We start from the raw sequence: 23,556 nt of genomic DNA on the forward strand, positions 1-23,556 counted from the left end.
CGCGTCAATCCGTTTCGGCCAGCAGCGGCAGGATGCTGCCGCGTTCCTTCAGGCAGCGCAGGGTGAAGATCGAGCGGGCGTTGCGGATCCCCGGCACCCGGTAAAGCTTGCGGCGCAGAAACTCCTCGTAGCCGCGGGTGCCGCTGACCGCGACCTTCAGCAGGTAGTCGTATTCGCCGGTGGTCAGCCAGACCTCCTGCACCTCGGGGATGGCGGCCATGGCGCGGCCGAACTCCTCCAGCACCTTGTCGTCGTGCCGCTCCAGCGTGATCTCGATGATGACGGTTTCGGCGGCGCCCAGGCGCGACTGGTCCAGGATGGCGCTGTAGCCCTTGATGACGCCCTCGGCCTCCAGCCGGCGGGTGCGCTGCCAGCAGGGGCTGGGCGACAGGCCGACCTTTTCGGCAAGCTGGCTGTTGGACAGCCGCCCGTCGCGACTCAGCGCCCGCAGGATCCTGAGGTCGATCGCGTCAAGCTGGCGCGTGGCAGAAGGTCCACTCATGTCTTACCGGGTTTATCAGAAGAATCTTTTGCATTTTGGCTGATAGCCGGAAACAAAGAAAGAAGATTTTGCGACGATCTGTGGCATCATCCGCTTGGGAGGAACGGGATGGAACATCTTCACGTCGTCAGTTTTCCGACCGGCGCGCCGCCGGAACACCTGGCGCGCGCGCCGGGCGCATTGCACCGCAACGGCGACCGGCAATACAGCCGGGCGCTGCATAGGGCGTGCCGCTCTGCGGCGGGCATCCCGGCGCAGACCGGCCTGGCCCGGATACCCGGCATCCGCGACATCCGCGGCAGCGTGGCCCGATCCCATCCCGTTCCCCAAGGCAAAGGAGGTGCCGATGCAGAGGCCAGACCCGAATGACTATCCGCCGCTTGGCCTTGTGGTGCCCGAGCCCGAGGTGCGGCCCGGCGGGCAGCCGGATTTCTCGCATGTCGCGATCCCGCGCGCCGGCACGGTGCGCCGCCCGCCGGTCGATGTCGATCCCGAGGAGATCCGCGACCTGGCCTTCACCATCATCCGCGTCCTGAACCGCGAGGGCCAGGCCGTCGGGCCCTGGGCCGAGGCGCTGGAGATCACCCCCGACGACCTGCTGGAGGGGCTGCGCCACATGATGACGCTGCGCATCTATGACGCGCGGATGCTGAACGCGCAGCGCCAGCAAAAGACCAGCTTCTACATGCAGCACCTGGGCGAGGAAGCGATTTCCTGCGCCTTCCAGCGGGCCCTGGCGCCGGGCGACATGAACTTCCCGACCTATCGCCAGGCCGGGCTGCTGATCGCCGCCGGTTATCCGCTCAGCTCGATGATGAACCAGATCTTCTCGAATTCCGAGGATCCGATGCGCGGCCGGCAGTTGCCGGTCTGCTATTCCTCGCGCGAGCATGGCTTCTTCACCATCTCGGGCAACCTGGCCACGCAGTTCATCCAGGCGGTCGGCTGGGCCATGGCCTCGGCCATCTCGGGCGACCGCAAGATCTCGGCGGCCTGGATCGGCGACGGCTCGACGGCAGAGAGCGACTTCCATGCCGCGCTGGTCTTTGCCTCGACCTACAAGGCACCGGTGATCCTGAACATCGTCAACAACCAATGGGCGATCTCGACCTTCCAGGGCATTGCGCGCGGAGGTTCGGGCACCTTTGCGGCGCGCGGGCACGGCTTCGGCATCCCCTCGCTGCGCGTCGACGGCAATGACTATCTGGCGGTGCTGGCGGTGGCGAAATGGGCGGCGGAACGCGCCCGGCGCAACCTCGGCCCGACGCTGATCGAATACGTCACCTATCGCGCCGGCGGGCATTCGACCTCGGACGATCCCTCGGCCTATCGCCCGGCCGAGGAAAGCGCGGCCTGGCCGCTGGGCGACCCGATCCTGCGGCTGAAAAACCACCTGATCGCGCTTGGCGTCTGGAGCGACGAACGCCACCAGCAGGCCGAGGCCCAGATCCTGGCCGAGATCACCGAACAGCAGAAGCGCGCCGAGGCCATCGGCACCCTGCACCACGGCCAGCACCCCAGCCCCGCGGACATGTTCGAGGATGTCTATGCCGAGATGCCGCCGCATCTTCTGAAGCAACGTCACGAGGCGGGGTTCTGACATGGCACGCATGACGATGATCGAGGCCATCCGCGACGCGCTGGACGTGGCCATGGGCGCCGACCCCTCCGTCGTGGTCTTCGGCGAGGATGTGGGCTATTTCGGCGGCGTCTTCCGCTGCACCGCCGGCTTGCAGGCGAAATACGGCAAGACCCGCTGCTTCGACACGCCGATCAACGAATCCGGCATCGTCGGCGCCGGCATCGGCATGGCCGCATACGGGCTGAAGCCGGTGGTCGAGATCCAGTTCGCCGACTACATGTATCCCGCCTATGACCAGATCGTGTCCGAGGCGGCGCGGCTGCGCTATCGCTCGGCCGGGCAGTTCACCTGCCCGATGGTGGTCAGGATGCCCACCGGCGGCGGCATCTTCGGCGGCCAGACCCACAGCCAGAGCCCCGAGGCGCTGTTCACCCATGTCACGGGGCTCAAGACCGTGGTGCCCTCGAACCCGCGCGACGCCAAGGGGCTGCTGCTGGCCGCCATCGAGGATCCCGACCCGGTGATCTTCATGGAGCCGAAGCGGCTTTACAACGGGCCCTTCGACGGCCATCACGACCGGCCGGTCACGGCCTGGAAAAGCCATGAGCTGGGCGAGGTGCCCGAGGGGCATTACACCGTCCCGCTGGGCAAGGCGGTGCTGCGCCGCCAGGGCCGGGCGGCGACGGTGCTGACCTATGGCACCATGGTCCATGTCGCGCTTGCCGCCGCCGAGGAATCCGACGTCGATGCCGAGGTGATCGACCTGCGCACCCTGCTGCCCTTGGACATGGAAACCATCCTGGCCTCGGTCAACAAGACCGGCCGCTGCCTGGTGCTGCACGAGGCGACGCTGACCTCGGGCTATGGCGCGGAACTGGCGGCGCTGGTGCAGGCGGAATGCTTCTGGCACCTGGAAGCGCCGATCCGGCGGGTGGCGGGCTGGGACACGCCCTATCCGCATACGCATGAATGGAGCTATTTCCCCGGCCCCGCACGGGTGGCCGAGGCATTGCGTCAACTGGTCGAGGTGGCCTGAGATGGGTATTCACGCAATCCGCATGCCCGATATCGGCGAAGGCATTGCCGAGGCCGAGATTTCCGAATGGCTGGTCAAGCCCGGCGATGTCCTGCGCGAGGACGACCCGATGGTCGCCGTGATGACCGACAAGGCGACGGTGGAAATCCCCTCGCCCGTCACCGGCACGGTGGTCTGGCAGGCCGGGCAGCCCGGCGACGTGATCGCCGTCGGCGCCGAGCTGATCCGGCTGGAGGTGGACGGGCCGGGCAACGTGGCCGGCGACGCCGCCCCCCCGGCACCGGCGACGGCCGAAGCATCGGGCCCGTCGCGACAGGCCGAGACAGCGCCGCCCGATCCAGAGCCGGCGGAGGCGAAGGCCGAAGCCGCGACAGAGCAGCCCGCCCCGAAACCGGCAGCACGCCCCGCCGCCACCGCCGCGCCCCTGCGCCCCGAGGGCGAAAGGCCCATCGCCTCGCCCGCCGTGCGGGCGCGGGCCCGCGAGGCGGGGGTGGACCTGCGGCTGGTGCGCGGCTCGGGTCCGGCCGGCCGGATCGGGCACGAGGATCTGGACGCCTTCATCGCCTCGGGCGGCATCCCCGCCCCCTCGGGTCCGCAGCCCGACAATTCGGTCGAGGAGATCCGCGTCATCGGCCTGCGCCGCAAGATCGCCGAGCGGATGGAGGCCGCGAACAGCATCCCGCAGATCACCATCGTCGAGGAAATCGACGCCACGGCGGTCGAGGATCTGCGCGGCCGGATGAATGCGCAGGCCAAGGGCGCGCGGCTGACGCTGCTGCCCTTCATCGCCCGCGCCATCGTGCGCGCCGTGCACGACCAGCCGCTGATGAACGCGCATTACGATGCCGCGGCCGGGCTGATCCGCCGCTTTGGCGGGGTGCATATCGGCATCGCCGCGCAGACGCCCTCGGGGCTGATGGTGCCGGTGGTCCGCCATGCCGAGGCGCTGGACCTGCGCAGCCTCGCCGCCGAGATCGGGCGGCTGGGCACGGCCGCCAAGGAGGGCACGGCAAAACGCGACGAGTTGGCCGGCTCGACCATCACCATCACCTCGCTGGGGCCATTGGGCGCCATCGCCTCGACCCCGATCCTGAACGTGCCCGAGGTCGCCATCGTCGGCGTCAACCGGCTGGCGGTCCGGCCCCACTGGAACGGCGCCGCCTTCGAGCCGCGCAAGATGATGAACCTGTCGTGCAGCTTCGACCACCGGGTGATCGACGGCTGGGACGCCGCCGTCTTCGTGGCGCGGCTGAAAGAACTGCTGGAAACCCCGGCGCTGATCTTCGTGGAGGGCTGAGCGATGCGCGAGATCCAATGCAGGCTGCTGGTGATCGGCGCCGGTCCGGGCGGCTATGTCTGCGCCATCCGCGCCGGGCAACTGGGCGTCGATACGGTGGTGGTTGATGCCGAGCCGCCCGGGGGAACCTGCCTGAACGTGGGCTGCATCCCCTCGAAGGCGCTGATCCATGCGGCCGAGGAGTTTCATCGTCTTGCGCAGCTTTCCTCGGTGCCTTCGATGGGAATTTCGGCCGGTCCGGCCCGGCTGGACCTGGGGGCGACGATGGCCTGGAAGGACGGCATCGTCGAGCGGCTGACCGGCGGAGTCGCCACGCTCTTGCGCAAGGCCAAGGTGCGGCTGGTGACGGGCCGGGCGACGGTGCGCGACGGCAAGACCGTGCTGGTCGAGACGCCCGAAGGCCCGGTGCAGATCCGCACCGAGGTGCTGGTCATCGCCACCGGCTCGGAGCCGATCGAGATCCCGGCGCTGCCTTTCGGCGGCAAGGTCATCTCCTCGACCGACGCGCTGGCGCTGACCGAGGTGCCGGGCCGGCTGGCCGTGGTCGGCGGTGGCTATATCGGGCTGGAGCTGGGCATCGCCTATGCCAAGCTGGGCGCCGAAGTGACGGTGGTCGAGGCCGCGCCGCGCATCCTGCCGCAATACGATGCCGAACTGACGCGGCCGGTGGCGCAGCGCCTGACCCAGCTGGGCGTGCGGGTGCTGACCGGGGCGCGGGCCGGGGGACTGTCGGACAGCGGCGCGCTGCGCGTCGCCGGCGTGGACGGGGCCGAGGACATCCAGGCCGACAAGGTGCTGGTGACGGTGGGCCGCCGCCCGCGCGCGACCGGTGCGGGGGTGGCGGGGCTGCGGTTGGAGATGGCGGGACCGTTCATCCGCATCGACGAGCGCTGCCGCACCTCGATGACCGGCGTGCTGGCCATCGGCGACGTGACCGGCGAGCCGATGCTGGCCCATCGCGCCATGGCCCAGGGCGAGATGGTGGCCGAGCTGGTCGCCGGCCAGCGCCGCGCCTGGGACAAGCGGGCGATCCCGGCGGTCTGCTTTACCGACCCCGAAATCGTCAGCGTCGGCATTTCCCCCGAGGAGGCCGCGGCGGCCGGGCGCGAGGTCGTGACCGGCTTTTTCCCCTTTGCCGCCAACGGCCGGGCGATGACGGCGGGCGACGAGGCGGGCTTCATCCGCGTCACCGCCCGGCCCGATACGCATGAGGTGCTGGGCATCCAGGCGGTCGGCGCCGGCGTGGCCGAGATGGCCGGCGGCTTTGCCCTGGCGCTGGAGATGGGCGCCCGGCTGGAGGACATCGCCGGCACCATCCACGCCCATCCGACCCGCGGCGAGGCGCTGCACGAAGCCTGCCTGCGCGCGCTTGGCCACGCGCTGCATATCTGAAAGGGGCATTGATCGCCGCCCCGCGATGGCGCAAACCCCTGCCGGCATGGGCACAGGAGGGATTGCGGTGGCACGGGTGGATTTGCGGGTCACGCTGGCCTCGCCCTGGCTGGGGGCCGATCTGGGACGGGTGCGGCGCGTGCTGTCCTTTGCCCCGCATCGCCCCGGCTTTCGCAGCGCCCGGCATATCCTGATCCGCCAGGTCCGCGACGCCGACCTGGCCCCGGACCTGGATGCCATGGGCTGGCTGGGGGCCGAGATGGCGCGGATCGGCCATGGCGGCGACGTGGGCATGATGACCTCGCGCGGCTTGCACCATCACCGGCTGGCCCATGCCGGGCCGGTGGCCTGCCTGGCCACCGTCGGCCTGGGCAATGCCGAGCGGGTGGGCCGGCGCCGCATGGTTTCGCCCGGCGGCTACGGCACGATCAACATCGCCCTGCTGGTCGAGGAGGGGCTGACCGATGCCGCCATGATCGAGGCGCTGAGCATCGCGGCCGAGGCCCGCACCGCCGCGGTGATGGATGCCGGGATCGCGTTGCCGACCGGGCGTGCGACCGGCACCGGCACGGATTGCATCGCGGTCGCCTGCGATGCGGGCGGTGTCGCATTCGCCGGGCTGCACACCGCCTTGGGCGAGGCCATCGGCGCCGCGGTGCACGAGGCCGTGCTGGCAGGCGCCCTGGCCTGGGTCGCCGAGCATGGCGCCGAGCCGGCCCTGGCAGCGCCAGGTTGCACGGGAGCATTGGGTATTTAAGGAACGAAGAAGATGGGCTTGACTACCCCACATATTTTTTCTTGTGGGGTAGGTTTTGGGGCGCTATCCTGCCCCACGGGAAAAAATCCGTGGGGTAGCCTTCATGGCGCAGCATCTTTCGCCGGTGGCGGTGGCGGCCTGGACCGATCTGCTGCGGCATCTCAAGGATGCGGCGGTCAGCGAGCTGCGCGGCGTGCCGCGGCTGAAGAAGGTCGGGCGGAAGGGGTATTGGTATGACCATTTCCGCATCGGCGACCGCACCCTCGACCGCTATATCGGCGAGGACGGCGAGGAATTGCGCGCGCGGCTGGAGCGGCTGGAGAGCCTGCGCGAGGCCGAGAAGCAGAGCCAGCGCGAACGCGCGCGCCTGATGCGCATCCTGCGGGCCGAGGGCTGCCTGATGACCGACCGCGGCTCGGGGCAGGTGATCTCGGCCATGGCGCGGGCGGGGGTGTTCCGCCTGGGCGGCACGCTGGTCGGCACCCAGGCCTTCCGCTGCTACGAGGGCGAGTTGGGCGTGCGCATCGGCTTCGACCAGGCGGCGATGACCGACGATATCGACATCGCCAGTTTCGAACGGCTGTCCCTGGTGCTGGGCGACCAGGTGACCGAGCCGCTGGCCGAAGTGTTCCGCGAGTTGCGCTTTGCCCCCCTGCCCTCGGTCGAGGGGCAGCGGGTCTGGCGCTGGCGCCAGGGCGAGCAGCAGACGCTGGTCGAGTTCCTGACCCCCTGTTTCGACGGCACCGAGGGGCTGCGCGACCTGCCGGCGCTTGGCGTCTCGGCGCAGAGCCTGCATTACCTGAACTTCCTGATCGCCGAGCCGATCCGGGTGCCGCTGCTTTACCGCGCCGGTTTCCTGATCCAGGTGCCGCGGCCCGAGCGTTACGCCATCCACAAGCTGATCGTCGCCGACCGCCGCCGCGACGGGCCCGATACGCTGAAGGCGCGCAAGGACCGGGCGCAGGCCGAGTTCCTGATCGAGGTTCTGGCCGAGGAGCGCCCCGAGGAATTGCACGACGCCTATGAGACGGCGATGGCGCAGGGCCCGTCCTGGCGCGCACGGCTGGCCGCGACGCTGGCGCGGATGCCGCATCTGCGCCAGCGGCTGGCTGCGCTTTAGCCGGGGCGGAAGTCGGCGGGCTTGATGCCGTGGCGCGCCAGCTTGTCGTAGAAGGTCTTGCGCGGCAGGCGCAGCCGCGCCATCGCCTGGGTGGCATTGCCCTGCGCGAGCCGCAGCGCCTCGCGGATCAGTTCGGCCTCGTATTCCGCGACCAGGTCCGACAGGCCCGGCGCGTCGCCGCCTTCGGCCGGCGGATCGAAGGGGGTCAGGCCGAGCGCATGGCTTTCGGCGAATTGCCGCAATTCGCGCAGGTTGCCGGGCCAGCCATGGCCGGCCAGCCGAGCCTTGACCGCGCCCGTGACCGGCGCCACCGGCAGGTTCAGCCGCGCCGCCGCTGCCAGCAGGAAATGCCTAAACAGCGCGGGGATGTCCTCGCGCCGCTCGGCCAGCGGCGGCAGGGTCAGGACGGCGCCCGACAGCCGGTAGTAGAGGTCGCTGCGAAATGCCCCCTCGCGCATCAGCCGTTCCAGGTCGGCACGGCTCGAGGCGATGACGCGCAGGTCCAGCGGCCGCGGCGCGGCGCTGCCGGGGGGCTGGATCTGGCCCGCCTCGATCAGCGCCAGCAGGCGGGCTTGCAGCGCGGGGGCAAGCGCGTCGATCTCGTCCAGATAGAGCGTGCCGCGATGCGCGGCCTCGAGCCGGCCGGGCGCGCGCGGGGTGCGGCCCTGCGGCTCGGCGCCCAGCATCTCGGATTCGAAACGCGCCTCGTCCAGCGCGGCGCAGGCGACAGGAACGAAGGCGCGGGCGCGGCGCGGACCCTGGCGGTGGATGGCGCGGGCCACGGTTTCCTTGCCCGAGCCGCCGGGGCCCAGGATCAGCACGTCGCCCCCCGCCTCGGCCAGCCGCGCCACGGTCTCGCGCAGGTGCTGCATGAAGGGGCTTTGCCCGATCAGCCGGGTCTCGCGCGCGGCGCTGTCCTGTTGCTGGCGGCGCAGGGCGCGGTTTTCCAGCACCAGGGCCCGGCTGGAGGCCGCACGCGCCAGCGCCGCCGCCAGCGTGCCGCCGCCGACCGGCTTGGCCAGGAAGTCATAGACCCCCTGCTTCAGCGCCGCGACCGCCATCGGCACATCGCCATGCCCGGTCAGCAGGATCACCGGCAGGTCGGGGTCGAGCGCGCGGATGCGTTCGAACAGCTGGAACCCGTCCATGCCGGGCATGCGCACGTCCGACAGCACCACGCCGGGCCAGTCCGGGCCAAGCCCGCCAAGCGCCGCGGCCGCATCGGTGAAGGCTTCGGCGCGAAAACCCGCCAGGTGCAGCGCCTGCATCTGCGCCTCGAGCAGGTCGGGATCGTCATCGACAAGGCGGACAAGCGGGGTATCGGGGGTGGGTGTATCGGTCATGCGGCTTTCGGCAGGTCCAGGTGGAAAGTGGCGCCCTGCCCTTCGCGCTGCGGCCCGGCCGTCAGGCGGCCGCCGAAATCCCGCGCGATCTCTTGCGAGATCACCAGGCCCAGACCCAGCCCCTCGGGCTTGCTGGTGGCGAAAGGGGTGAAAAGCTGGGCGGCGATCTGCGGCGACAGCCCCGGCCCGTTGTCCGAGATGCTGAGCCGCAGCACCGGCCCGTCGTCCTGCAGCGCGATGCGGATTTCCGGCTCGGGCCGGCCCTCCAGCGCCTCTTGCGCGTTCTGGATCAGGTTCACCAGCACCTGCTCCAGCCGCACGGTCTCGGCCATGACCCGCAGGCCGGGCGGGATCTGGGGCAGGACCAGGCGGATGTCCTGCGCCCGCCGCCGGCTGGCGGTCAGAAGCAGCGCCGCATCCAGCGCATCCTTGAGCGCGACCGGACCCAGCTCGCCCGTAGCCTTGCGGGCAAAGCCGCGCAGCTCGGTGGTGATCTGGGCGATGCGGTCGGTCATGCGCAGGATCTGGCCCAGGTTGCGGTCCAGGTCGGGCGCCTCTGCCGGCAGCATCTGCCGGCCGTTCTCGGCCAGAAGGCGGATGGTGGCCAGGGGGGTGTTCACCTCATGCGCGACGCCGGCGGTGATCTGGCCCAGCGTCGCCAGCTTGTTGGCCTGCACCATCTCGCCCTGCAATTGCGCCAGCCGCTGCTCGGCCGTGCGGCGCTCGCGCATCTCGGCGGTCAGGTCGCGGGTGCGTTCCTCGACCGCGCGCTCCAGGTCGGCGCGATAGCGGCGCTCGGCGTCCATGCGGCGGGCGGCGCGGGTGCGGGCCCGCGCGGCCGAAACCCCGCCCGCCAGCAGCAGCGTGAACAGGAAGCCGACGGTGCCCACCGCCAGCAGCCCCGCCCGCACCGCCTCGGTCCCCGGAGCGTGGATCCACAGCACCCAGCCCGCCCCCGGCACCGCGCGCCGGGCCGAGACCTGCCCGGCCGGGATCGGCGGCAGGGGCGCAAAGCGCAATTGCGGCGCGCTGGACAGGATCACCTGCCCGGCCGCGTCCGCGACCAGCGTGGTCTCGGCCGCCTGCGCCCAGCCCTGTTCCATCGCGTCGAATTCCACCTTCACCACGATGACGCCCAGGGGCTCGCCCCTCTGCGGCACGTCGTGAGACAGGTAGAGCCCCGGCCGGCGGCTGACGGTGCCAAGCGCGAATTGCGTCGCCTCGCCCCGCAGCAGCGCCTCGCTGAAATAGCTGCGGAAGCTGTAGTCCGAGCCGACGAAACTGTCGGGATCGTGCCAGTTCGAGGCAGCGATGGCCGTGCCGTCGCGATCCAGCAGGTAGATCACCGCGCTGCTGGTCTGTTCCTGCAACCGTTCCAGCTTTTCCGACACCCGCGCGACATTGGCGGGCGACGGCTCGGCCAGCGCCTGAAGCACGGCGGCATCGTCGGACAGCACCGTGGCCACCGCGCGCTGCTTGGCCAGCACGCTTTCCAGCGTCTGCACCCGGCTTTGCGCGCTGATCTCCAGCCGCTCGGTCAGGGCGCGGGCGGCATTGCCATGGGCCAGCCGAAAGGTCAGCGCCATCGCCGCCAGCAGGGCCAGCGCCACGGCGACGGCGAGCGTCAGCCGCCACAGCATCGGGCTGGGTCTCTCGCCTTGCGAATCGGTTGTGGCAGCCATGGATTCCCTTGCGGTCGGGCTTTGTGCGGATTTCCACACTAGCAGATCCGCACTGTGCGGAAAACCACACGGATTTGACCGGCGCCCTTGGACAAAAAGCCATGATTACAATGCATTGCTGTCATGCGCCGGGTTTTTGGGCGCCGCGGCCCGCGAATTTATCATGGCGGTCACATCATCGTCATACGCAGGTTGGAGGAGGCCCCATGCACATCGACACCACGGCCGCGCCGGTCGCTCACGCACCGCGGCCCTTTTACAGGCATCTCTATTTCCAAGTCCTTTGCGCCATCGCCGCCGGCGCGCTGATCGGGCATTTCTATCCCGAGACCGGCGAGGCGCTGAAGCCGCTGGGCGACGCCTTCATCAAGCTGGTCAAGATGATCATCGCCCCAGTCATCTTCCTGACCATCGTCACCGGCCTGGCCGGCATGGGCACGCTGAAGGGCGTGGGTTCGGTCGTCGGCAAGGCCTTCGGCTATTTCCTGACCTTCTCGACCCTGGCGCTGATCGTCGGGCTGATCACCGCCAACGTCATCCGGCCCGGTGCCGGCATGAACATCGACCCGGCGACGCTGGATGCCAGCAAGGTCTCGGATTACGCCGCCAAGGCGCATGAATCCTCGCTGACCGGCTTTGTCATGGACATCATCCCGTCCACGATCACCTCGGCCTTCGTCGACGGCAATATCCTGCAGGTGCTGTTCGTCGCCATCCTGTTCGGCATCGGCCTGATCCTGATCGGCGACAAGGGCAAGCCGGTCGTGGCGCTGTTCGAGGCGATCAGCCATGCCGTGTTCCGCATGGTCGACATCCTGATGAAGGCCGCGCCCATCGGCGCCTTCGGCGCCTTCGCCTTCACCATCGGCAAATACGGCATCGCCTCGGTGGTGAACCTGGCGACGCTGGTCGGCACCTTCTACCTGACCTCGGCGCTGTTCGTCATCGTGATCCTGGGCACGGTCTGCATGCTCAACGGCTTTTCGATCTTCCGGCTGATCTCCTATCTCAAGGCCGAGATCCTGCTGGTGCTGGGCACCTCCTCCTCGGAATCCGCCCTGCCCTCGCTGATGGAGAAGATGGAGAAGGCCGGCTGCAAGCGTTCCGTCGTCGGTCTGGTCGTGCCCACCGGCTACAGCTTCAACCTGGACGGCACCAACATCTACATGACGCTGGCGGCGCTGTTCATCGCCCAGGCCACCAATACCGACCTGACGCTGCAACAGCAGATCCTGCTCTTGCTGGTCGCCATGCTGTCGTCGAAAGGCGCGGCGGGCGTGACCGGGGCGGGCTTCATCACCCTGGCCGCGACGCTGTCGGTGGTGCCCACGGTGCCGGTCGCCGGCATGGCGCTGATCCTGGGCGTGGACCGCTTCATGTCGGAATGCCGCTCGATCACCAATTTCATCGGCAATGCGGTGGCCACGGTCGTCGTCAGCCGCTGGGAAGGCGCGCTGGACCGCGAACAGTTCGACCGCGTGCTGGCCGGCGAGGCCGGGGCCGAGGTCGCCCCGATCCACGACCTGCACGGCGCCCCCGCCGGGCTGCGCCTGAACGAGGCCAGCGCCGACTGAACCGACCCATATCGCAGCAAGGGGGGCGTCCGCAGGGGCGCCCTTTGGCCATTCAGGGCGGCGGCGCCGTCGTCTCGCGCGCCATCATCAGCGGCGCCAGCAGGGTCACGGCCGGGATCTCGCACCCGGCGATGCGGTCCAGGATGGTCCGCGCCGCCTTGCGGCCGATCTCGCGCTTGGGCTGGCGGATGGTGGTCAGTGCCGGGGCCAGGTGCGAGACCAGCTCGATATCGTCAAAGCCGACAATGGACACGTCGCGCGGCACATGATGCCCGGCGCGCTGAAGCCCGGCCATGAAGGCGCAGGCCATCTCGTCGGAAAAGGCGAAGATGCCAGTCGGGCGGTCCAAGGGCGGCAGGGCCTGCCAGGCCAGCGCCGCCTGCTGCCCCGATTGCAGGGTGAAGTCGCCGGGAAACTCGGTGATCCGCGCCCCGCCGGCGGCCTCGCGCGCGCCCTCGCGCCGGGCCTTGTGCAGCACGTTGCCGGGCGGGCCGCCGATCAGGCCGATATGCGCGTGGCCAAGCGCGCGCAGATGCGCCACGGCCAGCCGCCCGCCCTCGCGATTGTCCAGCATGACGCGGGGCAGGTCCGCGCCCTCGATCCATTCGCAGGCGGTGATCACCGGCGGCAGGTCCGCGCGCCCGGCCAGGTCGCCAAAGGGCGCGAGCCCGTCCAGCAGGATGATCCCGTCCGCCCGCGAGGGGTCGAGGAACCGGTCCAGCCGCCTATGCCGCCCGCTGTCCTCCAGCGTATCGGCGACCAGCAGGTCATAGCCGGCGCCGGCCAGTTCCCGGCCCATGCCGTCCAGGATCTTGGCAAAGAACGGGTTGCCCAGATTGGGCACCAGCGCCACGACGCAGCCGGTCCGCTGCTTGCGCAGGTTTCGCGCGGCGTGGTTCATGCGATAGCCGGTCTCGGCCACCGCCTGCATCACCGCCTCGCGCGTGGCCTCGGCCACCACGCCCGGATTGGACAGCACCCGGCTGACGGTCGAGGCCGACACGCCCGCGCGCCGCGCGACATCCGACAATCTGGCCCGTCCGGGCGGGGTCCGGCTTTCCATCGCCCAAGGTTACGCGCCCGGCGCGGCCCGGCGCAAGAAAATGTTTGCAATCGATTGCAGACAAGTGCAGCCTGACCCTTGGGGAGAGAGGGAAACCATGCGGACCATCAAGGGACCGGCGCTGTTCCTGGCGCAGTTCATCGGCGAGACGGCGCCCTTCGACAGTTGGGACGGAATCACCCGCTGGGCCGCCGATTGCGGCTATCTGGGCGTGCAGGTACCGACCAGCGACCCGCGCATCCTGGACCTGGCGCGCGCCGGGGAGTCGCAGGATTACCGCGACGAATTCCTGGGCATCGCCCGGCAGAACGGCGTCGATGTGACCGAGCTTTCGACGCATCTGCAAGGCCAGCTTGTCGCCGTGCATCCGGCCTATGACGCGGGTTTCGACGCCTTTGCGCCGCCGGCCCTGCGCGGCAATCCCCGCGCGCGGCAGGAATGGGCGGTCGATCAGGTCGCCCGCGCCATCCGGGTCAGCCGGCTGTTGGGGCTGGACCGGATGGCGACCTTCTCGGGCGCCCTGGCCTGGCCCTATCTTTACCCCTGGCCGCAGCGCGCGCCGGGGCTGATCGAGGCCGCCTTCGACACGCTGGCCGCACGCTGGCGTCCGCTGCTGGACCTGGCCGAGGAAAACGGGGTGGATCTCTGCTATGAGATCCATCCGGGCGAGGATCTGCACGACGGCGTGACATTCGAGATGTTCCTCGACCGCGTGGACGGGCACCGCCGGGCGAACATGCTTTACGACCCTTCGCATTATGTCCTGCAACAGCTTGATTACCTTCAGAACATCGACATCTATCGCGACCGCATCCGCATGTTCCACGTCAAGGATGCCGAGTTCCGCCCGACCGGCCGGCAGGGGGTCTATGGCGGCTATCAGGGTTGGGCCGAACGCGCGGGCCGTTTCCGCAGTCCCGGCGACGGTCAGGTGGATTTCGGCGCGGTGTTTTCCAAGCTGACGCAATACGGTTTCGACGGCTGGGCGGTGGTCGAATGGGAATGCGCGCTGAAGCACCCCGAGGACGGCGCGCGCGAAGGCGCGCGTTTCGTGCGCGACCACATCATCCGGGTGACGCCGCACGCCTTCGACGATTTCGCCGCCAGCCGCGTCGACCGAGCGGCCATCGACAGGGCGCTGGGGCTATGAGGCCGGTTCGCCTGGGCATGGTCGGCGGCGGCAGCGGCGCCTTCATCGGCGCCATCCATCGCATCGCGGCGCGCATGGACGGGCAATTCGTGCTGGTCGCGGGGGCGCTGTCCTCGGACCCCGCGCGCGCGGCGGCCAGCGCCGCCGAACTGGGCATCCGCGGCTATGACGACTTCGCCGAGATGGCGCGGGCCGAGGCCGCCCGCGAGGACGGGATCGAGGCGGTCAGCATCGTCACCCCGAACCACCTGCACGCCGCCCCCGCCGCGGCCTTTCTGCGCGCCGGCATCCATGTGATCTGCGACAAGCCGCTGGCCGCGACGCCCGAACAGGCGCGCGAGATCGCCGAGGCAGCGCGGGCCAGCGGCGCGCGGTTCTTCCTGACCCATAACTATTGCGCGATGCCCATGGTGCGCGAGGCCCGTGCGCTGGTGGCCGAGGGCGCGCTGGGGGATATCCGCCTGGTGCAGGCCGAATATCTGCAGGGCTGGCTGGCCGACCGCGCCGACAGCAAGCAGGCCGAATGGCGCACCGATCCCGCCCGCGCCGGTGCCGGGGCCATCGGCGACATCGGCACCCATGCCTGGCAGTTGGCGCAATTCGTCACCGGCCAGACGCCCGCGTCCCTGTCGGCGGAACTCTCCAGCATGGTGCCGAGCCGCACGGTCGATGACGATGCCCGCATCGCGCTGCGCTACGGCTCGGGCGCGCGGGGCGGCATCTGGGTCAGCCAGGTCGCCGTCGGCCAGGAAAACGGACTGTCGCTGCGCGTCTTCGGCACCGAGGCGGCGCTGGAATGGCGCCTGACCGACCCCGAGCGGCTGATCCTGTCGCCCAAGGACGGCCCGGCCCGCATCCTGACCCGGGCGCAGGACCGCAGCGCCTCATATCGCACGCCGCCGGGACATCCCGAGGGATATTTGGAAGGTTTCGCCAATCTTTACCGAGATATAGCCTCGATTATTCGAGGCGACTCCAGCCTCTCCGACCGCGTGCCGGGTCTGGAGGCCGGGCTGTCCGGCATGGCGTTCATCGCTGCCGCGCAGGCTTCCTCGGCACGCGGCGGCGCCTGGGTCGAGGTCCGGCCGTGACCGTGCTGGCGCTCGACAACGTCTCGAAAAGCTTCGGCCCGATCGAAGTGCTGCACGGCGTCGGACTGGCACTGGAGCCGGGCGAGGTCCATGCCCTGATCGGCGAGAACGGCGCCGGAAAATCCACGATCATGAAGATCCTGGGCGGTTTCCTTGACCCGACATCGGGCCAGATCCTGCTGGACGGCCAGCCCGTCCATTTCGCCAGCGGGCCCGAGGCCGAGGCGCAGGGCATCGTCGTCATCCACCAGGAATTCAACCTTGCCCCCGACCTGACCGTGGCGGCGAATGTGTTCCTGGGCCGCGAGATCGGCGGCTGGCGGCTGGACCATGCCGCGATGCGGGACGCGACCGCCGCGCTGCTCAAGCGGCTGGACACCCGCATCGACCCCGAGGCGCGCATCCGCGACCTGTCCGTGCCCGACCGCCAGATGGTCGAGATCGCCAAGGCCCTGTCGCGCAAGGCCCGCGTGCTGATCATGGACGAACCCAGCGCCGTCTTGACCCATCGCGAGGTCGGCGCGCTTTACGCCCAGATCGACCGGCTGCGGGCCGAGGGGGTGGCGATCCTTTACTGCTCTCACCGGCTGGACGAGGTGGCGCATCTGGCCGACCGCATCACCGTGCTGCGCGACGGCCGCGTCGTGCGGCAGGCGCTGCGCGGCGAGCTGACCGAGGACGGCATGGCCACCGCCATGGTCGGCCGCGAATTGCAGGATTTCTACCCGCCCAAGGGCCAGCCGGGCGACGCGCCTGCGCTGGAGGTCCGGGGCCTGTCCGTGCCCGGCCGGGTCCGCGACGTCAGCTTTACCCTGCGCCGGGGCGAGGTGCTGGGCATCGCCGGCCTTGTCGGGTCCGGCCGCACCGAACTGGCCGAGGGGCTGGTCGGGCTGCGTCCCTCGACCGGCGAGATCCGGGTCGAGGGCCGGCCCGTCGCCATCCGCAGCCTGCGCGACGCCTTTGCCGCCGGCCTCGCCTATCTGACCGAGGACCGCAAGGAGGCGGGGCTGCTGCTCGACAAGGGGCTGCGCGAGAACCTGACGCTGGCGACGCTGGAACGCTTCGGCGGATGGCGACTGGACACCAGGGCCGAAGATGCCGCGCTGGACAGCGCGACGCGGGAATTCGACATCCGCGCCCCGCGCCGCGACATGCCGGCCGGAAAGCTGTCGGGAGGAAACCAGCAAAAGCTGTTGATGGCCAAGGTGATGCTTCCAGATCCTCGAATCATTCTCATTGACGAGCCGACGCGCGGCATCGACGTGGGCACCAAGCGGCAGATCTATGCCTTCATCCGCAAGCTTGCCGCCGAGGGACGCAGCCTGATCGTCATCAGCAGCGAGATGACCGAGGTGATCGGCCTGGCCGACCGCGTGCTGGTGATGCGCGAGGGGCGGCTGGCCGGCGAACTGGCCGGCGAGGACATGACCGAGGACCGCATCGTCCGCCTTGCCATGGGCGTGACCGGAGAAGCCGCATGAAGATCGACCTGCATACCCTTGGCCCACTTGTCGCTTTGGTCGCCCTGGTGATCCTGGGCGCGGCGCTGAACAGCGCCTTCCTGGCGCCGGCGAACATCACCAACGTGCTGGCGCGCTCGGCCTTCATCGGGCTGATCGCGGTCGGCATGACCTTCGTCATCACCGCGGGCGGGCTGGACCTGTCGGTGGGGTCCATGGCCGCGTTTCTGGCCGGCATCGCCATCATCGCCATGAACGCCGCCCTGCCGACGACCGGCCTGAACTGGGGCACGGTCCTGGTCGGCATGGGCGTGGCGATCCTTGGCGGCGTCGCCGCCGGATACCTGAACGGCGCGCTGGTCACCAAGGCGCGGATCGAGCCCTTCATCGTCACGCTGGGCACCATGGGCATCTTCCGCTCGCTGGTCACATGGCTGGCCGATGGCGGCACGCTGTCGCTGGATTACGGGCTGCGCACGCTTTACCGGCCGGTCTATTACAGCGGCATCGGCTGGATCACCTGGCCGATCATCACCTTTGCCATCGTCGCGGTCCTTGGCGAATGGACCATGCGCCATTCCCGCTTTGGCCGCCATGTCGAGGCCATCGGCTCGAACGACCGGGTCGCGCGCTATTCGGCCATCGACGTGAATCGCATGCGGCTTCTGACCTATGTGCTGCTGGGCGTGCTGGTCGGGCTGGCGGTTGTGCTTTACGTGCCGCGGCTGGGCTCGGCCTCGGGCTCGACCGGGGTTCTGTGGGAGCTTGAGGCCATCGCCGCGGTCATCATCGGCGGCACGGCGCTGAAGGGCGGCCGCGGCCGGGTCTGGGGCACGGTGGTCGGCGTGCTGATCCTGTCGCTGATCGACAACATCCTGAATCTGGCCGATCTGGTCAGCCCCTATCTGAACGGGGCGATCCAGGGGGTCATCATCGTTCTTGCTGTCGTCTTGCAGCGGGAGAAACGCACCGCCGAGGAGCGGTGACTGGGGAGGAAGCAACAGATGAAACGCAGAAGCCTGATGAAAGCCGCGGCCCTGATGGCGGCGATGGGGATCGCCGCCCCTGCCGTCGCGCAGGAGGCCGAGAAGAAGATCATCGGCGTGTCGATCCCGTCCGCCACGCATGGGTTCATGGGCGGGCTGAACTGGCACGCGCAGGACACGATCAAGCGGCTGGGCGCCGCCTATCCCAACCTTGAATTCGTGCTCTCCACCGCCGGCGACCCGGCCAAGCAGGTCAACGACATCGAGGACATGATGGCCACGCGCAACATCGACGCGCTGGTGGTGCTGCCCTTCGAATCCGAGCCGCTGACCGCGCCGGTCAAGGCGGTCAAGGATGCGGGCAAGTTCGTGACCGTGGTGGATCGCGGGCTGAGCCAGGAGGGGATCGAGGATCTTTACGTCGCCGGCGACAACACCGCCTTCGGCCGCGTCGCGGGGGAGTACTTCAAGGAGAACCTTGAGCCCGGCGCCAAGGTCGTGGTGCTGCGCGGCATCCCGACCACGCTGGACAACGAGCGCGTCGATGCGTTCCGGGCGGCGCTGGAGGGGTCCGAGGTCGAGATCCTCGACATGCAGCACGGCAACTGGAACCGCGACGACGCCTTTGCGGTGATGCAGGACTATCTGGCGAAATATCCGCAGATCGACGCGGTCTGGGCGGCCGACGACGACATGGCCATCGGCGTGCTCGAAGCGATCTCGGCCGCGAACCGGCAGGACGAGATGTGGGTGATCGGCGGCGCCGGCATGAAGGAAATCGTCAAGCGCATCATGGAGGGCGACAAGCAGCTGCCGGTGAACGTGACCTATCCGCCGGCGCTGATCTCCTCGGCCATCGAGATGACGGCGCTGAACTTCGTGTCGAATGCGCCGATGACCGGGCGCTTCATCATCAGCAGCCAGCTCATCACCCCCGAGAACGCCGAGCAGTTCTATTATCCCGACAGCCCGTTCTGAACGGCCGGCCGCAGCCCCGCCAGCTTGTCGGGGTTGCGGGTGATGAAGATGGCGGCGATGCGGCCGTCGTCCCTGATCTGCAGGGCGGTGGTTTGCAGGTGGCCGCCGACCCGGCTGAGGAAACCGGGCAGGCCGTCGATGGTGACGGCGCCCAGGAACTCGGGCGGCGGGCCGGGCTTGCGCGCCAGCCCGGCATAGAGCCGGGCGACGCGCTCGGCCCCCGCGATCACGTTGAGGAAGGCCACCACCTTGCCGCCGCCGTCGGAATAGATCCGCACGTCGCGGGCAAGGATCCGGCCCAGCACCGCCGGATCGCCTTGCCGGCAGGCCTCGAAGAAGGCGCGGGCCAGCGCCTCGCCGGTCTCTTTCGGCAGGGCATGGCGGGGCCGGTCGATGCGCACATGCGCCCGCGCCCGTGCGGCCAGCTGCCGCGTCGCGGCCGGGCTGCGGCCGATGGTTTCCGCGACCTCGTCCAGCCTTTCGCCAAAGACGTCGTGCAGCAGGAAGGCGGCGCGTTCCAGCGGCGTCAGCCGCTCCAGCGCCATCATCAGGGTCAGCGTCAGGTTGTCGGCGCGCAGGCTGTCGTCCTGGGGTTCGATCAGCGGCTCGGGCAGCCAGGTGCCGGGATAGGACTCGCGCCGGGCGCGGGCGGATTTCATCTGGTCGAGGCACAGGCGCGAGACGACCCGCGTCAGCCATGCCGCCGGCTCGGCGATCCCCGTCCGGTCGCTGCGGTTCCAGCGCAGCCAGGCCTCTTGCAGGATGTCCTCGGCCTCGGCATGGCTGCCGAGCATGCGATAGGCCAGGCGCAGCAGACGGGGCCGCTGCGCCTGAAAGGTTTGCGTGGCGCGGTCAGGCCGCATCGGCCCGTTCTGCCGGCAGGCCCATCGCATGCGGGGCGCGCAGGCCGACCTGCACGCGGTTCCACAGGTTGATCGCGCCGATGGCCAGCGTCAGCCAGGCGCGCTCGTCCGGGGAAAAGGCCGCCTCGACCGCCTGCCAATCCGCATCCGGCGCCCCGGTCTGGGCGATCAGCGTCAGCGCCTCGGTCCAGGCCAGCGCCGCGCGCTCGCGGTCGGAAAACAGCGGGCTGTCGCGCCAGCCGGCGACCATGTGCAGGCGCAGATGGGTCTCGCCGTCCTGCAACGCCTCGGCCACGTGCATCTGGATGCAGAAGGCGCAGCCATTGATCTGCGAGGCGCGCAGCTTGACCAGATGCAGCAGCTTCGGCTCCAGCGGGCCGGCCTGCAGCGCGGCCTCGAAGCCTGTCAGCGCGCGATAGCCGGTCCTGGCGCGGTCGAAATGATCGGTCATGCGGGGTGTCATCGGTTGCTCCGTTCTGCTGTTGCACCGGCTTGACGAGGCAGCGCCCGGAAATGTGACATCGGCCCGCAAGAATATCCACGGCCGCCGCCAGTCCGCCCGGTCAGGCCACGCGCCTGCCCTGCACCCAGGCGCCGCGCAGCGCCCCCGCCTCGCCGATGCGGGCGACGCGGATCACGTCGGCGCGCGCCCCGGCCGCAAGCCGGCCGCGATCCCCGAGCCCGGTCGCCTCGGCCGGGGCCTGGGTCACGGTGGCGATGCCGCGCGCCATGTCGCCCCAGAGATCGCCCAAAAGCAGCGCCGCCGACAGCAGCGACGAGGGCACGTAGTCCGAGGACAGGATGTCCAGAAGCCCCGCCTCGGCCAGATCCGCCGCCGCGACATTGCCGGAATGGCTGCCGCCGCGGATCAGGTTCGGCGCCCCCATCATCACCCGGATGCCGTGGTCGCGGCAGGCCCGCGCCGCCTCGGCCGTGGTCGGGAATTCGGCGAAATGCGCGCCATGCCCGGCCGAAACCGCGACCTGCGCCGCCGTGGTGTCGTCATGGCTGGCCAGCACCGCGCCATAGCGCCGCGCCTCGGCCACCGCCGTTTCCTCGTGCAGCGCGCCCAGCCGGTCGCGCAGGGCGCGCTGGCTGGCGACATGGTCGGCAAAGCCCTCGTCCGACAGGCCGTGCTTGCCGCAGACGTAGTCCTTGAGCTTGGAGAGGTCGCGGAACTGCCGCTCTCCGGGCGTGTGGTCCATCAGGCTGACGATGCCGATGCGGTCCCGGGGGCCGAATTTCGCCATCTCGGCCACCAGGGTTTCGGAACAGACCTCGGCCCGCAGGTGCAGGAAATGGCTGATCTTCAGCGCGCCCATGGCGCGCAGCTCCAGGATCTCGTCGGCCAGCGCCCGGGCATATTCGCCATAGTTCGCCTTGCCGTCCGACACGACCGAGCCGACGCGCAGCGCGTCGAAGACCGTGGTGATGCCCACGCTGGCCAGTTCGCCGTCATGGGCCAGGATCGCCGCCTGATGCGGCCAATGCACCCGAGGCCGCGGCTGGATGTGCCGCTCCAGATTGTCGGTATGCAGTTCGATCAGGCCCGGCAGCACCAGATCGCCTTCGCAATCCAGCGCGCCCGTCGGCACCGTCCGGCCCGGATCGATGGCGGCGATGCGGCCATCCGCCATGCGCAGCGCGCCGCGGATCACCTCGCCCGGCAGGATAAGCGTGGCATTGGCAAGGATCGTCTCGGTCATTTCGTGCTGTCCTGTCTTGCGTCTGGCTCCATGGGCGGGCTGAATGCCAGCGCCGTGTCACAAGCCTGTGACATGCCAGCGATAAGAGCCTGCGCATGGAAATCATGAAGCGTTACGCCGTCTATTACGCCCCGCCCGAGGGGGAATTCGCCCGCCGCGCCGATGCATGGCTGGGCTGGGATGCCACCACGGGCCAGCCGCTGACCCCGCCGGAACTGGGCCTGCCGGCCGAGGAGATCACCCGCGATCCGCGCCGATACGGCTTTCACGGCACGCTGAAGCCGCCCTTCCGGCTGGCCGAGGGCCGGGATGCCGAAGCATTGCACCGGGCGGTCGAGGCTCTGGCGGCGCGGCTTTCGCCGGTGATCCTGCCCGGGCTGCGGCTGGCGAGCCTTGGCGGCTTTCTGGCCTTGGTGCCCGAGGGCGACACCGCGCCGCTGCAAACCCTGGCCGCGACGGTGGTGGCGGCGCTGGACGGCTTTCGCGCGCCCCTGACCGAGGCCGAGATCGCCCGCCGCCGCCCCGAGCAGCTGACGCCGCGGCAGCGCGAGCTGCTGGAGCTTTGGGGCTATCCCTATGTGATGGAGGAATTCCGCTTCCACCTGACCCTGACCGACCGGCTGGAGGAACCGCTGGCCGCCGAGGCGGCGCGGATCCTGGAGGCGCATTTCGCCCCGGTCCTGCCCCGGCCCTTCAAGGTCTCGGACCTGTGCCTGTTCGGCGAGGCCGGGGACGGGCGCTTTCACCTGCTGCATCGCTATACCCTTTCCGGCTGAAGCGCGGCCAGGAACCGGGCAAGCCCCTGTTCCGGCGTGCCGTCGTTCACCACCACGCGCGGCACGATGCCGGGCGGCAGCGGAAAGCCCGCCCGCGCCAGCCGCGCCGCCTGATCCGCGCCGCTTTCGCGGCCTCGCCCGGCAAGCCGCCGCGCCAGCACCTCGGGCGGCGCCGTCACCAGCAGCACCGTCAGGCCGGGGAAGCGCGCCCGCGCCTCGGCCAGCACGGCGCGGCTGGCATTGATGAGCAGCGTCCCCTGCCCGGCCAAGGCCGCGGCCGGGATGCCATAGCCCAGCCCATGCGCGCGCCAATGCAGGGCAAAGGCGCCTGCCCGCTCGCGCGCGGCGAATTCGGCCTCGGTGACGCCGTCGAAATCCTCGCCGCCCGCCTCGGCCGGGCGGGTGACGACGCGGCGGGCGGCGCGGATGTCAGGCCGCGCGGCGCAGGCCAGCGCCATCAGCGTGTCCTTGCCCGCGCCCGAGGGGCCGACCACGGCGACCAGCCGCCGGCTCATGCCGCCAGCCCCGGCGTAAAGCCGGTCACGTCGACCAGCCGGTCGCAGACCCGGTCCCGCGCCCCCTCGTCGTGGAAGATGCCCAGGATCGCCGCGCCGCGGGCCTTGGCCTCCTCGATCAGGCGCAGCACCACCTCGCGGTTCTGCGCGTCGAGGCTCGCGGTCGGCTCGTCCAGCAGCAGCGCCGGATAGTCATGGGCGAAGCCGCGGGCGATGTTGACCCGCTGCTGCTCGCCGCCCGAAAAGGTGGTGGGCGACAGCCGCCACAGCCGCTCGGGGATGTTCAGCCGCGCCAGCAGATCCGCGGCACGCGCCCGCGCCTGCGGGGCCGGGGTGCCCAGCCGCAACAGCGGCTCGGCCACCACCTCCAGCGTCGGCACGCGCGGCACCACGCGCAGGAACTGGCTGACATGGCCCAGAACCGCGCGGCGCAAGGCCAGGATCTGCCGCGGCTCGGCCGTGACCACATCGACCTCGCCGATGCGGATCGAGCCGGCCTCGGCCAGGTAATTGCCATAGACCATGCGCATCAGCGTCGATTTGCCGGCGCCGGACCGGCCGACCAGCCCAACGCATTCGCCGCCGGCCACGCGCAGATGCGCTCCCGCCATCACCGGGATCGCCACGCCGCCCTGATTGTGCAGGGTAAAGCTTTTCGAAAGGTTCCGGATCTCGATCATGGG

The 23,556-nt window shown here is 69.9% G+C and carries 23 protein-coding genes; 14 read left to right on the top strand and 9 right to left on the bottom strand.

Features of this window, described 5'->3' with window-relative positions; translation table 11 throughout:
• Positions 1-4: 4 nt before the first annotated feature.
• Complete coding sequence (locus tag ESD82_RS09335) at positions 5-502, bottom strand: Lrp/AsnC family transcriptional regulator (RefSeq protein ID WP_024843891.1); 498 nt, start codon at positions 500-502, stop codon at positions 5-7.
• A 108-nt stretch (positions 503-610) separates the two neighbouring features.
• On the opposite strand from ESD82_RS09335, the gene ESD82_RS09340 reads away from it, so the two are divergent.
• The 7 genes from ESD82_RS09340 (at position 611) to ESD82_RS09370 (ending at position 7,686) form a co-directional block, all read left to right on the top strand.
• On the top strand, positions 611-871 hold the full coding sequence (locus ESD82_RS09340) for a hypothetical protein (protein WP_147277960.1): 261 nt from the start codon (positions 611-613) through the stop codon (positions 869-871).
• Positions 849-2,102, top strand: coding sequence for a 3-methyl-2-oxobutanoate dehydrogenase (2-methylpropanoyl-transferring) subunit alpha (locus ESD82_RS09345; protein WP_147429280.1), 1,254 nt, complete (start codon positions 849-851; stop codon positions 2,100-2,102). Before ESD82_RS09340 ends, ESD82_RS09345 begins: the two co-directional genes overlap by 23 nt.
• Position 2,103: 1 nt before the next feature.
• The gene (locus ESD82_RS09350; protein ID WP_147429279.1) at positions 2,104-3,120 is read left to right on the top strand and encodes an alpha-ketoacid dehydrogenase subunit beta; all 1,017 of its coding nucleotides are present in this window, start codon (positions 2,104-2,106) and stop codon (positions 3,118-3,120) included.
• Position 3,121: 1 nt separating this feature from the next.
• Positions 3,122-4,417 (top strand): dihydrolipoamide acetyltransferase family protein, encoded by a 1,296-nt coding sequence (locus ESD82_RS09355; RefSeq protein WP_147429278.1) that lies wholly within the window; start codon positions 3,122-3,124, stop codon positions 4,415-4,417.
• Positions 4,418-4,420: 3 nt separating this feature from the next.
• Positions 4,421-5,809, top strand: coding sequence for a dihydrolipoyl dehydrogenase (gene lpdA / locus ESD82_RS09360; protein ID WP_147429277.1), 1,389 nt, complete (start codon positions 4,421-4,423; stop codon positions 5,807-5,809).
• A gap of 46 nt (positions 5,810-5,855) precedes the next feature.
• Positions 5,856-6,566, top strand: coding sequence for an adenosylcobinamide amidohydrolase (locus ESD82_RS09365; RefSeq protein WP_167521752.1), 711 nt, complete (start codon positions 5,856-5,858; stop codon positions 6,564-6,566).
• A 103-nt stretch (positions 6,567-6,669) separates the two neighbouring features.
• Positions 6,670-7,686 carry a nucleotidyltransferase family protein gene (locus tag ESD82_RS09370; RefSeq protein WP_024843897.1) on the top strand — a complete coding sequence of 339 codons (1,017 nt, stop codon included), beginning with the start codon at positions 6,670-6,672 and terminating at the stop codon, positions 7,684-7,686.
• On the opposite strand, the gene ESD82_RS09375 is transcribed toward ESD82_RS09370, so the two are convergent.
• Complete coding sequence (locus ESD82_RS09375; protein ID WP_147429274.1) at positions 7,683-9,029, bottom strand: sigma-54-dependent transcriptional regulator; 1,347 nt, start codon at positions 9,027-9,029, stop codon at positions 7,683-7,685. The two genes, ESD82_RS09370 and ESD82_RS09375, sit on opposite strands and share 4 nt — an antisense overlap.
• Positions 9,026-10,711, bottom strand: coding sequence for a sensor histidine kinase (locus tag ESD82_RS09380; protein WP_147429273.1), 1,686 nt, complete (start codon positions 10,709-10,711; stop codon positions 9,026-9,028). Before ESD82_RS09380 ends, ESD82_RS09375 begins: the two co-directional genes overlap by 4 nt.
• A gap of 206 nt (positions 10,712-10,917) precedes the next feature.
• Between ESD82_RS09380 and ESD82_RS09385 the strand changes: the two genes are divergently transcribed.
• Positions 10,918-12,285: a dicarboxylate/amino acid:cation symporter gene (locus ESD82_RS09385; RefSeq protein WP_024843900.1), complete on the top strand. Its 1,368-nt coding sequence runs from the start codon at positions 10,918-10,920 to the stop codon at positions 12,283-12,285.
• 52 nt (positions 12,286-12,337) lie between these two features.
• Here ESD82_RS09385 and ESD82_RS09390 read toward each other — a convergent pair whose 3' ends face one another.
• A complete protein-coding gene (locus ESD82_RS09390) occupies positions 12,338-13,348 on the bottom strand; it encodes a LacI family DNA-binding transcriptional regulator (RefSeq protein ID WP_147429272.1) in 1,011 nt (336 codons plus the stop codon).
• Between the two features lie 97 nt (positions 13,349-13,445).
• Between ESD82_RS09390 and ESD82_RS09395 the strand changes: the two genes are divergently transcribed.
• From ESD82_RS09395 to ESD82_RS09415, 5 genes are read left to right on the top strand one after another with little or no spacing between them, the layout of a single operon-like run.
• A complete protein-coding gene (locus tag ESD82_RS09395; RefSeq protein WP_147429271.1) occupies positions 13,446-14,498 on the top strand; it encodes a sugar phosphate isomerase/epimerase family protein in 1,053 nt (350 codons plus the stop codon).
• Positions 14,495-15,589, top strand: coding sequence for a Gfo/Idh/MocA family protein (locus tag ESD82_RS09400; protein WP_024843903.1), 1,095 nt, complete (start codon positions 14,495-14,497; stop codon positions 15,587-15,589). The genes ESD82_RS09395 and ESD82_RS09400 overlap by 4 nt, the downstream gene beginning before the upstream one ends.
• Positions 15,586-17,070, top strand: coding sequence for a sugar ABC transporter ATP-binding protein (locus tag ESD82_RS09405; RefSeq protein ID WP_024843904.1), 1,485 nt, complete (start codon positions 15,586-15,588; stop codon positions 17,068-17,070). The genes ESD82_RS09400 and ESD82_RS09405 overlap by 4 nt, the downstream gene beginning before the upstream one ends.
• Positions 17,067-18,035 (top strand): ABC transporter permease, encoded by a 969-nt coding sequence (locus ESD82_RS09410; RefSeq protein ID WP_024843905.1) that lies wholly within the window; start codon positions 17,067-17,069, stop codon positions 18,033-18,035. Before ESD82_RS09405 ends, ESD82_RS09410 begins: the two co-directional genes overlap by 4 nt.
• Positions 18,036-18,053: 18 nt before the next feature.
• On the top strand, positions 18,054-19,013 hold the full coding sequence (locus ESD82_RS09415) for an ABC transporter substrate-binding protein (RefSeq protein WP_024843906.1): 960 nt from the start codon (positions 18,054-18,056) through the stop codon (positions 19,011-19,013).
• Here ESD82_RS09415 and ESD82_RS09420 read toward each other — a convergent pair.
• The 3 genes from ESD82_RS09420 to ESD82_RS09430 all read right to left on the bottom strand — a co-directional run bounded on the left by ESD82_RS09420 (position 18,992) and on the right by ESD82_RS09430 (position 21,582).
• The gene (locus tag ESD82_RS09420) at positions 18,992-19,876 is read right to left on the bottom strand and encodes a sigma-70 family RNA polymerase sigma factor (RefSeq protein ID WP_024843907.1); all 885 of its coding nucleotides are present in this window, start codon (positions 19,874-19,876) and stop codon (positions 18,992-18,994) included. The genes ESD82_RS09415 and ESD82_RS09420 overlap by 22 nt on opposite strands.
• Positions 19,866-20,339 carry a carboxymuconolactone decarboxylase family protein gene (locus ESD82_RS09425; RefSeq protein WP_024843908.1) on the bottom strand — a complete coding sequence of 158 codons (474 nt, stop codon included), beginning with the start codon at positions 20,337-20,339 and terminating at the stop codon, positions 19,866-19,868. Before ESD82_RS09425 ends, ESD82_RS09420 begins: the two co-directional genes overlap by 11 nt.
• A 100-nt stretch (positions 20,340-20,439) precedes the next feature.
• On the bottom strand, positions 20,440-21,582 hold the full coding sequence (locus tag ESD82_RS09430) for an alpha-D-ribose 1-methylphosphonate 5-triphosphate diphosphatase (protein ID WP_024843909.1): 1,143 nt from the start codon (positions 21,580-21,582) through the stop codon (positions 20,440-20,442).
• Positions 21,583-21,677: 95 nt separating this feature from the next.
• Between ESD82_RS09430 and ESD82_RS09435 the strand changes: the two genes are divergently transcribed.
• The gene (locus ESD82_RS09435; RefSeq protein ID WP_024843910.1) at positions 21,678-22,358 is read left to right on the top strand and encodes a DUF1045 domain-containing protein; all 681 of its coding nucleotides are present in this window, start codon (positions 21,678-21,680) and stop codon (positions 22,356-22,358) included.
• Here the strand turns inward: ESD82_RS09435 and phnN are convergent.
• Entirely contained in the window at positions 22,340-22,873 is a 534-nt protein-coding gene (gene phnN / locus ESD82_RS09440; protein ID WP_024843911.1) for a phosphonate metabolism protein/1,5-bisphosphokinase (PRPP-forming) PhnN, read from the bottom strand. The genes ESD82_RS09435 and phnN overlap by 19 nt on opposite strands.
• On the bottom strand, positions 22,870-23,553 hold the full coding sequence (phnL, locus tag ESD82_RS09445; protein WP_024843912.1) for a phosphonate C-P lyase system protein PhnL: 684 nt from the start codon (positions 23,551-23,553) through the stop codon (positions 22,870-22,872). Before phnL ends, phnN begins: the two co-directional genes overlap by 4 nt.
• Positions 23,554-23,556: the final 3 nt, after the last annotated feature.

Source organism: Paracoccus pantotrophus (assembly GCF_008824185.1).
GTDB classification, from domain to species: domain Bacteria; phylum Pseudomonadota; class Alphaproteobacteria; order Rhodobacterales; family Rhodobacteraceae; genus Paracoccus; species Paracoccus pantotrophus.